Below are 13,724 nucleotides of genomic sequence, written 5' to 3' on the forward strand. Positions count from 1 at the left end.
AATATTTTTCTTGACCTGTACATCAATACAGATATAATCACGAAAAACTTGAACATTCAAACAGGAATTCACTTATGGCGACTAAAGAAGAAAAACAAAAAGCACTAGCTGCAGCATTAGGACAAATCGAAAAACAATTTGGTAAAGGCTCAATTATGAAGTTAGGCGATACCAAAACGTTAGATGTAGAATCTATTTCTACAGGATCACTTGGCTTAGATGTTGCTCTAGGAATTGGTGGTTTACCTATGGGACGAATTGTAGAAATTTTCGGACCAGAATCATCTGGTAAAACCACATTAACTCTTTCCGTCATTGCCCAAGCGCAAAAAGCGGGAAAAACCTGTGCGTTTATTGACGCGGAACACGCACTTGATCCTATTTATGCAGCAAAACTTGGGGTAGATGTAAAAGAACTTTTTGTTTCTCAACCAGATAATGGTGAACAAGCACTTGAAATATGCGATGCATTAGTTCGCTCTGGCGCAATTGATGTAATCATTGTGGACTCCGTTGCCGCACTGACACCAAAAGCTGAAATTGAAGGGGATATGGGTGATTCCCATATGGGGCTACAAGCCCGTTTAATGTCACAAGCTTTACGTAAACTTACTGGCCAAATTAAAAATGCAAACTGTTTAGTTGTATTTATTAACCAAATCCGAATGAAAATAGGTGTGATGTTTGGTAACCCTGAAACCACCACTGGAGGTAATGCATTAAAATTCTATTCTTCAGTTCGCTTGGATATTCGTCGTACAGGTTCTGTAAAAGATGGCGAAAATATTATTGGAAATGAAACCCGCGTAAAAGTAGTAAAAAACAAACTAGCGGCACCATTCCGTCAAGTAGATTTCCAAATTCTTTATGGCGAAGGTATCTCAAAAACAGGGGAATTATTAGAACTTGGTGTAAAACACAAGCTTGTAGAGAAATCAGGTGCATGGTATGCCTATAATGGAGAAAAAATTGGCCAAGGTAAAACTAACTCAATGAAATGGCTCAATGAAAATCCAGAAAAAGCTGATGAATTAGAAACACGTTTACGCGCAGAATTAGTGGCTAATCCAGAACAAGCTTTAATGGCTGACATTGAACAATCTGAAAATAGTTCAGAATCAGAAAGTGATTTTGAATAAATCAAATCATCAACGCCAAAAGTGCGGTCATTTTTAACCGCACTTTATATCAACTCAATAAAAATAAAGGAATCATTCCTTGTCATCCCTTGCTTTTAATTACATAGTTAATCTTCTTTCTCGCAGAGAATATAGTGAATTCGAGCTCCGCAATAAAATGCAGGAAAAGAACTTTTCGGAAGAAGAAATTGATGATGCATTATCTTTATGCCAAGCAAAAAATTGGCAAAGTGATCGTCGTTTTTCAGAAAATTATCTAAATTCACGCGCACAAAAAGGTTATGGTGTAGGAAGAATCCGACAAGAATTACTCCAATTAAAAGGTGTGTCTTCTGATATTATTGATGAAGTTTTAATGGAATCAGAAATTGATTGGTATGAAATGGCTGAGAACTTGTTACGTAAAAAATTCCCAAATTACAACGAACAGCAAACGCCTAAAATGAAACAAAAAATTTGGCAATATATGCTATCACATGGATTTCGTAGCGATGAATTTGCTGATTTAATTGGGCAAAACCAAAGTGAATGGGATTAATGTAAAAGTTGAGAACAAATTTTATATATCCAAATGCCCAACACAGTCATAGCTAAACATCCGAATAAATGTATCATCAATACACAAAATCCATTTAACCACTTGTCATTAAAAAATAATTCCACAACTTCGGAAGAAAAAGAAGAAAATGTGGTTAGCGATCCTAAAAAACCAGTAATTAAAAATAACCGCCATTCAGCACTAATTTGTGGAAATTGCCAAAAAAGCCCAAGTAATACACCAATAATTAAACAACCAAGCAAATTAGCGATTAAGGTTCCGAAAGCAAATGAGGAAAATAAAGGATTAAATAGCAATCCTATAGCCCAACGCAATGACGCGCCTAATATTGCACCACAACTTATGAATAATAATGCCTGCATTAATAATCTAATCCAAATTGAGTTCGCAAATAACGAGCGACAGATTCTTCTTTATTTGAACCAATAACTTCTAACTCTGGACAAGCTTTTTTTAAACGAACATCTGCATCTTGCATGATACAGCCTTTACCAGACCAAGAAAGCATTTCTACATCATTCATTCCATCACCAAAAGCAATACAGTCCTTTAACTCATATTCTCGCGATTCGAGTAAATGTTTTAATGCATCGCCTTTTGAAACATTCTTATTCATTACTTCCAAACAAGCTAATGCAGAATAAACAATTGTCGTTACGTCACCAAACTTATCTCGTAAATAAGTTTCTACTTCAACTAAATCCTCAGGAGTTTTACCTATAAAAAAGACTTTTTCTGTCCCACGTCCATGATGTTTAGAGAAATCGACAACGTTATAATCAAATCCAGATTCTTTGTGGAACTGACGCATTGCAGGAATATCTTTATTAGTAAACCAACCTTCATCTTGATAGCTATTCATGCATACTTTGGAAGTATCAAATGGCGTTTTGTAAAGCTCGAGAACTAATTCTTCAGGCAAGCTGTTGCTATAAAGCAAATTACCCTGTAAATCCCGTACTCGAGCACCATTTGATGTAATCATAACCGCACGCTCCGCACCAATTTTTCCAAGAATGGATGACACATCAGTATGGTTACGCCCCGTTGCCAAAATGATATCCACGCCATTTTGCTCTAATGCTCTCAACGTATCAATGGTAAGATCACCGACTAAATGTTCAGGTGTTAAAAGGGTGCCATCTAAATCAGACACTATTGCTCGAAAAGGTAAATTCATAAAAACCTCAAAAAATAATTTGCGGTTATCATATCACTAAATATACAAATTGCCCTTGTCTAAGATCAATGTATAAAAAACCGTAATAAAAATAACCGCACTTTATTAAGGATTAAGGCATTAAATCAACTGATATATTTCCTTTCATTTGACAGCAGCACGCTAAAACATAACCTTGTTTAATTTCATCTTCTGTCAGCGGTCCGTTTGAACTCACTTCATAATCACCACTCACCACTAAAGTTTTACAAGAACCACAAATACCTTCTCTACAGGCGGCAATAATCGGTGCTTTATGCTCTTCCAAAGCAGCTAACAATGTTTTTCCAACAGGTACAGAAAAAGTTTGAGGTACTGGATTAGTAATAGAAAGCGTCACTTGTTTACTATTATCTAACATACAATTTTCTGCTGAAGAATGAAATTGCTCTAAAAAGAAACGCTCAGATGGGATACCAAGGGATTCTGTCATCGCACGTAAATCACGCATATAACTTTCTGGGCCACAAGTCAGCACTGTATAATCAGCTATATTGGATACAAGGTCAGATAACATTTGACAATTTAAACGTCCAGCTATAAAGCCATCATCCGCATCAACAGAAGCATTAATAAATAGTTTTAACTGTGGAAATTGTTCTTTCAGTAACGCCCATTCTCGTTTAAAAATAACATCTTTAGGCGAATGGACACTATAGAATACAACCACATCTACACCCGGTTTATTTTTTAATAACCAGCGAGTCATAGACATGATTGGCGTAACGCCACATCCACCAGCCACAAGCAAATATCGATCACTTACGATGCGGGTACAGGTAAATTTACCCATTGGATCGGATAGCCAAATTTGATCACCTTCTTTAATTTCGGATGTAATCCAATTAGAACCAACTCCATTTTTAATACGACGAACGGTTAAAGTAACAAAACGGCTCATTCCTGGCGTAGACGATAGCGTATAAGCTCGCACAATATTTGGTGTATTACGAACACTTACTAAAGCATACTGGCCAGGCTCATAAGGGTAAAAATCTTGTGCTATTAATTCAATTGTATAAACATCATCAGTTTCCTGATGAATAGAATGCACCTGCATTTCGTTATAACACAACGGATTTTGATTATTTGACATAGAATTTTCTCTTTGAAGATAGAAAAAAGTGCGGTGAATTTTTAAAATGTTTATAAAACTAATACTACAAATTAAAAAATCGACCGCACTTTTCTATGAAATGTTATTTAGCTAAAGCTTCTGCCATATCTTGTTCAGGTGTTGTCAAACCGCGCAAACCGAATTTTTCATTTAATAATGCCATCACATTATCATTTAAAAATGCTGGTGCAGTCGGCCCTGTATAGATATTTTTAACACCTAATGCCAATAAGGTAAGCAAAATAACAATAGCTTTTTGCTCAAACCAAGAAAGCACAAGTGTTAATGGCAATTCGTTAACGCCAATACCCAGTTTTTGTGAAAGATTTACAGCAAGCATTATCGCAGAATACGCATCATTACATTGCCCAACATCTAACAAGCGAGGTAACCCATCAATAGCGCCAAAATCTAATTTATTAAAACGATATTTACCACAACCTAAAGTTAAAATCGCACAATCTTCCGGTACTTGACGAGCAAAATCAGTGTAATAGCTACGTTCACCTTTGCTGCCATCACAACCGCCCACTAAGAAAACATGACGTAATTTTCCACCAGCCACAAGATTAATCACTGCATCTGAAGCATCTAATAAAGTTTGACGGCCAAACCCAACGGTAATTTTGTGTTCTAATTCATCATAAGGGAATCCTGCCATTTCTTGCGCTTTCGCGATAACTTGACTGAAATCACGATCTTCAATGTGCGTTACACCAGGCCAGCCCACAATACTACGGGTATAAATACGATCTGCATAATTACCAACATTAGGATCAATAATACAGTTAGAGGTCATAATTACAGGGCCAGGGAATTTAGCAAATTCTTTCTGCTGATTTTGCCAACCACTTCCATAGTTACCAACTAAATGGTTGTATTTTTTCAATTCTGGGTAACCATGCGCAGGTAACATTTCACCATGAGTATAAATATTGATCCCTGTTCCTTCCGTTTGTTCTAAAAGTGCTTTTAAATCTTTTAAATCATGACCAGAAATTAAAATACATTTTCCTGCTACAGGCTTCACATTTACCGTTGCTGGGACAGGATGACCAAATGCTTCTGTTTCACCCGCATCTAATAAACTCATTACTTGAAAATTCATATTACCGATGCCAAGCGCCTTTTCTAACAATTCATTTAGATCACTTGGATTCGTTCCTAGCCACGCCATAAACTCATGGAATTGACGATATACCTCATTATCAAATTTACCTAAAACATGGGCATGTTCCATGTAAGCAGCCGCACCTTTTAAACCGTATAAACAAAGCATACGCACGCCATGTACTTCTTCCCCAATCAAAGTGCGGTCAGAATTTAAGGCAAAATTCGCAGCTTGTTTTGTTAAATCAGAAATCGTTGCGGATTCAAGCTGTAAATGAGCCAATGGATGGTTTATATCAATACTTGGATTTAGCGTACGGCAGCGTTTCATTAAATTATCGCGATAAGCGATGGCTTGTTGCGCATATTCAACTATACGTTGAGAATCAAAGTTTACATTAGTCAAGGTAGAGAAAAATGCTTGTGCCGTAAAAGCATCAATTTCATTATCGATAATAGCTAAATCTCTCGCTTGAATAGCCCAAGCAGATAAGCTTTGCAGAGTTGCAACAAGGAGGTCTTGTAAATCAGAAGTTTCCGCAGTTTTACCGCACATTCCTTGAGAGTAACTACAACCGTTACCCACGGGGGTGCGCATTGTTTGTTCGCATTGTACGCAGTACATAATTAAGTCCTTTTGATTAGAATAGAAAGTTTCGTTATAAACCCGATAAAATCACTCAGATTTATAAAAAAAATGATAAAACCTTTTTTCTACTAGATACAAAAGGAAATTTAGATTAATTAGAATTTGTTTGATCTAGATTAAATTAATACCAATAACAAGTTAATCTATTTTTATTTGAAAGAACACAAATTCTAACAATACTAAAAACCACGCAATAAAATTTCATATATTGGCATTACCAGTTGAAAAACGATAACAAATTTCATTTTATCTCTCTTATAATGCAACTGTTCGAACAACAAGCAGTATCATCGAATGATGTATGTTTATTCCCCAATGGATAGTCAAAACACAAGGAGATTATTATGGCTTTCAATATGAAAAACAGACATTTACTCAGTCTTGTTCATCACACAGAACGTGAAATTAAATATCTCTTAGATCTCTCCCGAGATTTGAAACGAGCCAAATATGCAGGCACAGAACAACAAAAATTAAAAGGCAAAAATATCGCGCTCATCTTTGAAAAAACCTCCACCCGCACACGTTGTGCATTCGAAGTCGCCGCTCATGACCAAGGCGCTCAAGTCACCTACATCGACCCTAACTCCTCCCAAATTGGCCACAAAGAAAGTATGAAAGATACCGCTCGCGTATTAGGCAGAATGTATGATGGTATTGAATATCGTGGCTTTAAACAAAGTATCGTTCAAGAACTTGCTGATTATGCTGGTGTGCCAGTATTCAATGGTTTAACCGATGAATTCCACCCAACACAAATGCTTGCTGACGTACTTACCATGATAGAACATTGCGACAAACCATTAAGTGAAATTAGCTATGTATATATTGGGGATGCACGCAATAACATGGGTAATTCACTTTTATTAATTGGTGCAAAATTAGGTATGGATGTGCGGATTTGTGGACCTAAAGCATTATTACCAGAAGCAAGTCTTGTGGAAATGTGCGAAAAATTTGCGAAAGAAAGTGGCGCTCGTATTACTGTAACTGAAGATATCGACAAAGCGGTGAAAGGTGTAGATTTTGTCCATACTGATGTGTGGGTTTCAATGGGTGAACCATTAGAAAGCTGGGGCGAACGCATTAAATTATTACTTCCTTATCAAGTCACACCTGAATTAATGAAACGCACTGGTAATCCAAAAGTGAAATTTATGCACTGCTTACCTGCCTTCCATAACAGTGAAACCAAAGTTGGTCGTCAAATTGCTGAAAAATATCCTGAATTAGCTAATGGTATTGAAGTAACTGAAGACGTATTTGAATCTCCAATGAACATTGCATTTGAACAAGCAGAAAACCGTATGCACACAATTAAAGCGGTAATGGTTGCAAGTTTGGCATAAGGAGGACGTATGAGAATAGTGATTGCATTAGGCGGTAATGCGTTATTACGACGCGGAGAGCCGCTGACAGCCGAAAATCAACGACAAAATGTTCGCATTGCTTGTGAACAAATTGCTAAAGTTTGGCCAAACAATGAATTAGTGATAGCGCACGGTAATGGCCCACAAGTGGGTTTGCTCGCCTTACAAGGCGCTGCCTATACTGATGTACCAACCTATCCTTTAGATGTATTAGGTGCAGAATCAGTAGGAATGATTGGTTATATGATTCAACAAGAACTCGGTAATTTAGTTCCATTTGAAGTGCCATTTGCAACTTTATTATCTCAAGTAGAAGTTGATATCAACGACCCAGCTTTTAAAAATCCAACTAAACCAATTGGCCCTGTTTATACAAAAGAAGAAGCTGAACGTTTGGCAAAAGAAAAAAATTGGTCTATCGCACAAGATGGTGATAAATATCGTCGCGTTGTGCCAAGTCCATTGCCAAAACGTATTTTTGAAATTCGCCCGGTCAAATGGTTGCTTGAAAAAGGCAGTATCGTAATTTGTGCGGGGGGCGGTGGCATTCCGACCTATTATGATGAGCACCATAATTTACAAGGTGTTGAAGCTGTTATCGACAAAGATTTATGTTCAGCTTTACTTGCAGAAAATCTTGATGCGGATTTATTCATCATCGCAACTGACGTTTCTGCAACTTTCGTAGATTGGGGTAAACCAACTCAAAAAGCAATTTCAGTCGCATCACCTGAAGCTATTTCAGAACTTGGTTTCGCTGCAGGTTCCATGGGGCCGAAAGTACAAGCCGCGATCAACTTTGCGAAACAAACAGGAAAAGATGCAGTAATAGGCTCTTTATCTGATATTGTAGACATTGTGAAAGGAAAAGCTGGTACTCGTATTACGAAAAAAGCTGAAGGCATATCCTATTATGCCTAAATAATAAAAGAACGTTGAGAAATCATTCTCAAAGTAAAAAGTGCGGTCAGTTTAACCGATGTTTTTACCAACCGCACTTTAAACGTTAAACATAAGGAGCTCGCTATGGATGCGTCCAAAAAGAAGAAAACGTTTAATTTCCCATCAGCGTTTACAATTTTATTTGCAATCTTAATTCTCGCTGTTGGATTGACCTGGGTAATTCCATCCGGTTCATATTCAAAATTAACATATAATTCTACTGACAATGTTTTTGTAGTCAAAGCTTACGGCGTTGACGATAAAACTTATCCCGCCACAACTGACACTCTTGATAATCTCAATATCAAAATTAAACTCTCCAACTTCACCGAAGGTGTAATCAAAAAACCAATCGCTATTCCAGGCACCTATCAACGTGTAGAACAACACCACAAAGGCATTGAAGACATCACCAAAAGTATGGTGGAAGGAACTATCGAAGCCGTTGATGTCATGGTCTTTATCTTCGTATTGGGGGGTATGATTGGTGTTATTAACCGAACTGGTTCTTTTAATGCTGGGTTGATGGCTCTCGCGAAGAAAACCAAAGGTAATGAGTTTTTTATTGTATTCAGCGTATCCGTATTAATGGTGTTAGGCGGCACAACATGCGGTATTGAAGAAGAAGCTGTGGCATTCTATCCAATTCTGGTGCCAGTATTCTTGGCTCTGGGATATGATGCGATAGTCTGCGTAGGGGCTATATTCCTTGCTTCATCTATGGGAACGGCATTCTCTACAATTAACCCATTCTCCGTTGTTATCGCATCAAATGCAGCTGGTATTCAATTTACTGAAGGTATTGGTTTCCGTGCTCTAGGTTTAGTTTTAGGGGCAACTTGCGTAATCGCATATCTTTATTGGTACTGTAAAAAAATCAAAGCTGACCCAAGTTTTTCTTTCACTTATGACGATCGCGAAGAATTTCGCCAACGTTATATGAAGAACTTTGATCCAAATGCAACTATCGCATTCTCAGCTCGTCGCAAATTAATCTTAACGCTTTTCTGTATTGCATTCCCTATTATGATTTGGGGTGTAATGGTTGGCGGATGGTGGTTCCCTCAAATGGCTGCATCTTTCCTTGCCATTACTATCATCATTATGTTTATCAGTGGCTTGTCTGAAAAAGATATTGTGGAATCCTTCACAGAAGGTGCATCAGAATTAGTAGGTGTATCATTAATCATTGGTCTTGCTCGTGGCGTAAACTTAGTACTCGAACAAGGTATGATTTCTGACACTATCCTTGATTATATGTCTAATGTGGTTAGTGGTATGCCGGGTAGCGTATTCATCTTAGGCCAATTAGTCGTATTTATTTTCCTAGGTTTAATCGTACCGTCTTCTTCAGGTTTAGCCGTACTTTCAATGCCAATTATGGCGCCACTTGCTGACTCAGTGGGTATTCCACGCGATATCGTGGTTTCCGCTTACAACTGGGGACAATATGCAATGCTATTCTTGGCACCAACAGGATTAGTATTGGTGACACTCCAAATGTTGCATATTCCATTTGATAGATGGGTTAAATTCGTCATGCCAATGATTGGATGCTTATTGCTAATTGGTTCCATTTTATTGGTAGTACAAGTATCTTTATATAGTGTTTAACTAATTAGTCAAATTGCCGCCTAGATCACAGTTTTTCTAGGCGGTTTCTTTTATAATAAGTTATCTTTTTTGTTAGCATAAAAAGGATTTACTATGCTTAAAAAACACTTCGACAATATCGATACCCGTATTCTTAAAGCATTGCAACGCAATGGTCGATTACAAAATAATGAACTGGCTAACGAAATAGGTTTATCCAATTCAGCTTGTTTACGTCGAGTGAATAACTTAGAAGAAAGCGGCGTAATTGATAACTATGTAGCTTTATTAAATCCTAAAAAAGTAAACTGTAATCTCATCGTTTATGCATTAGGCTCTTTCTTTGAAGAAGACCCTGAATTAAAAGAGCGGTTTATTTTTGAAGTGAAATTAATCCCTCAAATTACCGAATGCCATTTTATGGCTGGTAGCTTTGATTTCTTATTGAAACTCAATGTATCCGATCTTGATCAATTTAATTACATCAAAAACACCTATCTCAATTCTAGGCTTGGCATTAAAACCTTAAAATCAGAAGTTACTCTAAAAACGGTCAAATCAACAACTGAGTTGCCTTTATAAAAAAACTCGTATTATTGATACGAGTTTTTATAACAATTAACAAACTTCAGCCTGTTCTAATATAACTTTTTGTAAAACTTTAATTCCTGCCTCTATATCTTTCCAATCAGTAAATTCAAGAGGGTTATGACTAATTCCCAAATGAGATGGAACAAAAATCATACCTGTTGGACAAAGTGTTGCCATATGCATTGCATCATGTCCTGCACCACTTGGCATTATTTCGTAAGAATAACCGAGGGAATGAGCGGTTTCAGCTATTTGGTTTACCATATTTTCAGATAATACTATTGGATTATCTTTTGAAATAAGTTGTAACTCAATTAATAATCCTCTTTTTTCTGAAACTTTACTAATTTCCTCTTGTAATAATTCAAATACTGAATCTCTAGCTTGTACATGTGTACCTCGAATATCTACTAATAATTCGCAATATCCTGGCACAACATTCATTACTCCTGGTTTAGCTGTAATATTACCTACAGTAGCTACTGTAGAATGTCCAGCTTGAATAGCCGCTTGCTCAATAGCAAGTGATAATTCAGCTCCTCCTAACAATGCATCATGACGATAATGCATTGCTGTTGCTCCTGAATGATCTGCTTGTCCTTTAATTTTAACAATTGCACGAATCGGAGCAGCAATACCTGTCACAACACCTATTGTTTTTCCTTCATTCTCTAAACGAGGGCCTTGTTCTATATGAAGTTCAAAAAAACATTTAAATTCCTTTGCATCACGTTTTGCTTGATTAACCAAATTAAAATTCATTCCTACTTCAGCCATAGCTTCTGATAAACCCTTTCCTTGTTTATCACGTAACGAACTTAATTTTTCTTGATTTACTATGCCGCACATAACTTTACTACCCAATGTAGCAAAATTAAATCTACTCGATTCTTCACAAGTAAAAATTATCAATTCTAAAGGATAACGAGTCTGAATATTCTGTTCACACAATTGCAAAAGAATTTCCAACCCAGCAACAGATCCCAAAGGACCATCAAATTTACCAGCATTCACAACTGTATCAATATGAGAACCGAATGCAACTACAGGTAAAAAATCTTCTTTACCTTCCTTACGAATAAAAAGATTTCCAATTGAATCTCGACGAATAGATAAATCATATTCTTTGCATAATTCAATAATCATATTATGGGCCTTTTCATCCTCCTCTGTAAAAGCTAAGCGAGTCAGCTCGTTTGGTACTGATGAAATAAAAGCCAGTTTTTCAATTAAATTTTGAACACGATTAAGATTAATTGACATAGTTTTCTCCTGATACGGTTTATTTTTTGATATTCGTCAAACAATAATAATTTTTCGTTGAAAATTAACCTTTTCTAAGCGTAATATCGGTATTGCTAAATCCCTCTAAAAAGGAGTAGAAAATGAAAAACATGTTACTGCTCAGTAGCTCAAAATACAAGAACACAGGTTATCTTGAACACACCATACCTTGGTTACAAAATTTCCTAACTGATTATCGTGGTAAAACAATTGCTTTTGTGCCTTATGCTGGGGTACGCCGCACTTTTGATGAATATGAAAAAACTGTGCAAAATGCACTTTCTGATTTAGGGATGAATATTGTTTCCGTTCATCATGGTAAACAACATCGAGATATCATTGAACAAGCAGATGTCATTGCTATTGGCGGCGGAAATACATTTTGTTTGTTAAAACAGCTTTATGAACACAATTTGATTGATATCATTCGTGAAAAAGTAAATAACGGTACGCCTTATTTTGGTTGGAGTGCTGGGGCCAATGTAGCGGGCGCATCTATTATGACAACTAATGATATGCCAATTACTTATCCTCCTTCATTTCAAGCATTACAACTTTTTCCTCATCAAATTAATCCGCACTTTATTTCAGGTAAAATGCAAGGCCACAATGGTGAAAGCCGAGAGGAACGTTTGGCAGAATTTTTACTCGTTAATCCAACTGCATTTGTATATGCCTTACCTGAAGGTTCTGCACTTCATATACAAAATGAAATGGCAACTGTGTTAGGTGAAAATCCTATTTTGTGCTTCAGTGAAAATATGGAATGTGGCACATTTGACATCAATACAACTTTTTCTTATTAACTTAAAGGGAACATATAATGGAATTATTTAAATCCATCGTTGCAGTGGTTGGCATTATTGCCACAATTTATTTTCTGATTAAAAAAGCCGAAACCCGAACCGTTTTGATTGGTGTCGGTTTAATAATGTCCATTCTGACGCTTAATCCAATGGGCGCATTAGATGCTTTTGCCAAAAGCATGACATCGGGCGGATTAATTATGGCTATCTGTTCCAGTATGGGTTTTGCTTATGTAATGAAATACACTCAATGTGATACTCATCTAGTGCATTTACTCACCAAACCATTAAGCGGATTAAAATTCTTCTTAATTCCGATTGCAACCGTCATCACCTTTTTCATCAATATTGCTATTCCTTCTGCTGCTGGTTGTGCAGCTGCGGTTGGAGCAACATTAATTCCTGTTTTAAAAAGTGCGGGTGTTCGACCAGCCACTGCTGGGGCAGCTATTTTAGCAGGGACTTTTGGATCAATGATGAGCCCGGGTTCTTCTCACTCTGCAATGATTAGTGAAATGTCGGGCTTAACTATCGCTCAAGTAAACCTTTCACATGCTCCATATAACATGATTGCAGGAGCAATAGGTGCGGTTGTTTTAACAATTCTTGCACTTGTTTTTAAAGATTATGGTGAACAACATCGCCAAGCTTATCTTGCAGAACAAAAAGAAAGTGAAATTAAAGTTGTTAAAGGCGTTAATGTACTTTATGCCCTTGCACCATTAATACCATTAGTTATTTTAGTGATTGGTGGAACGTCATTACAACAAGTACCGGGTCTTGAGTGGACTAAAATGGGTGTGCCTCAAGCGATGCTGATTGGTGCAATTTACGGCATTATCGTCACTCGTATTTCCCCAGTAAAAATCACTGAAGAATTTTTCAATGGTATGGGAAATTCTTATGCAAACGTACTTGGTATCATCATTGCAGCCAGCGTATTTGTAGCAGGATTAAAATCTACGGGCGCAGTGGATGCTGCAATTTCTTTCTTAAAAGAATCCAACGAATTTGTACGTTGGGGTGCAACAATTGGACCATTCTTAATGGGCTTAATTACAGGCTCTGGCGACGCTGCAGCGATTGCCTTTAACAGCGCTGTCACACCACATGCTGTAGAACTCGGCTACACTCATGTAAATCTTGGTATGGCAGCAGCGATTGCAGGTGCAATCGGTCGCACAGCTTCACCAATTGCAGGCGTAACCATTGTTTGTGCAGGACTTGCGATGGTAAACCCAGTAGAAATGGTAAAACGTACCGCACCAGGTATGATACTTGCTGTTTTATTCTTAGCATTATTTATGTTGTAAAAATAGTAAAAAATTGACCGCACTTTTTTTTA

General features: G+C 37.0%; 13 protein-coding genes. 8 read left to right on the forward strand and 5 right to left on the reverse strand.

The genetic code is table 11. The features are described from left to right. Positions 1-74: 74 nt before the first annotated feature. Positions 75-1,139, forward strand: coding sequence for a recombinase RecA (gene recA, locus DV428_RS01200; protein WP_114908401.1), 1,065 nt, complete (start codon positions 75-77; stop codon positions 1,137-1,139). A gap of 79 nt (positions 1,140-1,218) precedes the next feature. After that, entirely contained in the window at positions 1,219-1,677 is a 459-nt protein-coding gene (recX, locus tag DV428_RS01205) for a recombination regulator RecX (protein WP_114908402.1), read from the forward strand. On the opposite strand, the gene crcB is transcribed toward recX, so the two are convergent. From crcB to hcp, 4 genes are all read right to left on the reverse strand, one after another. Next, complete coding sequence (gene crcB, locus DV428_RS01210) at positions 1,674-2,060, reverse strand: fluoride efflux transporter CrcB (protein ID WP_114908403.1); 387 nt, start codon at positions 2,058-2,060, stop codon at positions 1,674-1,676. The genes recX and crcB overlap by 4 nt on opposite strands. Beyond that, positions 2,060-2,878, reverse strand: a complete 819-nt coding sequence (locus DV428_RS01215; protein WP_114908404.1) for a Cof-type HAD-IIB family hydrolase — start codon at positions 2,876-2,878, stop codon at positions 2,060-2,062. The genes crcB and DV428_RS01215 overlap by 1 nt, the downstream gene beginning before the upstream one ends. A gap of 112 nt (positions 2,879-2,990) precedes the next feature. Further along, the gene (hcr, locus tag DV428_RS01220) at positions 2,991-4,013 is read right to left on the reverse strand and encodes an NADH oxidoreductase (RefSeq protein ID WP_114908405.1); all 1,023 of its coding nucleotides are present in this window, start codon (positions 4,011-4,013) and stop codon (positions 2,991-2,993) included. Positions 4,014-4,116: 103 nt separating this feature from the next. Next, positions 4,117-5,769 carry a hydroxylamine reductase gene (gene hcp / locus DV428_RS01225; RefSeq protein WP_114908406.1) on the reverse strand — a complete coding sequence of 551 codons (1,653 nt, stop codon included), beginning with the start codon at positions 5,767-5,769 and terminating at the stop codon, positions 4,117-4,119. Between the two features lie 368 nt (positions 5,770-6,137). Between hcp and DV428_RS01230 the strand changes: the two genes are divergently transcribed. The 4 genes from DV428_RS01230 (at position 6,138) to DV428_RS01245 (ending at position 10,280) form a co-directional block, all read left to right on the forward strand. Beyond that, positions 6,138-7,142 carry an ornithine carbamoyltransferase gene (locus DV428_RS01230; RefSeq protein ID WP_114908407.1) on the forward strand — a complete coding sequence of 335 codons (1,005 nt, stop codon included), beginning with the start codon at positions 6,138-6,140 and terminating at the stop codon, positions 7,140-7,142. A gap of 9 nt (positions 7,143-7,151) precedes the next feature. Continuing rightward, positions 7,152-8,084: a carbamate kinase gene (gene arcC / locus DV428_RS01235; protein ID WP_114908408.1), complete on the forward strand. Its 933-nt coding sequence runs from the start codon at positions 7,152-7,154 to the stop codon at positions 8,082-8,084. 105 nt (positions 8,085-8,189) lie between these two features. Then, positions 8,190-9,719: a YfcC family protein gene (locus tag DV428_RS01240; RefSeq protein ID WP_005658950.1), complete on the forward strand. Its 1,530-nt coding sequence runs from the start codon at positions 8,190-8,192 to the stop codon at positions 9,717-9,719. 93 nt (positions 9,720-9,812) lie between these two features. Continuing rightward, complete coding sequence (locus DV428_RS01245; protein ID WP_114908409.1) at positions 9,813-10,280, forward strand: Lrp/AsnC family transcriptional regulator; 468 nt, start codon at positions 9,813-9,815, stop codon at positions 10,278-10,280. Positions 10,281-10,316: 36 nt separating this feature from the next. Here the strand turns inward: DV428_RS01245 and DV428_RS01250 are convergent, their stop codons facing one another. Beyond that, positions 10,317-11,552, reverse strand: coding sequence for a Zn-dependent hydrolase (locus DV428_RS01250; protein ID WP_114908410.1), 1,236 nt, complete (start codon positions 11,550-11,552; stop codon positions 10,317-10,319). Between the two features lie 122 nt (positions 11,553-11,674). On the opposite strand from DV428_RS01250, the gene pepE reads away from it, so the two are divergent. Beyond that, positions 11,675-12,379 carry a dipeptidase PepE gene (gene pepE, locus DV428_RS01255; RefSeq protein WP_162790760.1) on the forward strand — a complete coding sequence of 235 codons (705 nt, stop codon included), beginning with the start codon at positions 11,675-11,677 and terminating at the stop codon, positions 12,377-12,379. A 17-nt stretch (positions 12,380-12,396) separates the two neighbouring features. Next, entirely contained in the window at positions 12,397-13,692 is a 1,296-nt protein-coding gene (gene dcuC, locus DV428_RS01260) for a C4-dicarboxylate transporter DcuC (RefSeq protein ID WP_114908411.1), read from the forward strand. Positions 13,693-13,724: the final 32 nt, after the last annotated feature.

Origin of the sequence: Haemophilus haemolyticus (genome assembly GCF_003352385.1) — a bacterium.
GTDB classification, from domain to species: domain Bacteria; phylum Pseudomonadota; class Gammaproteobacteria; order Enterobacterales; family Pasteurellaceae; genus Haemophilus; species Haemophilus haemolyticus_I.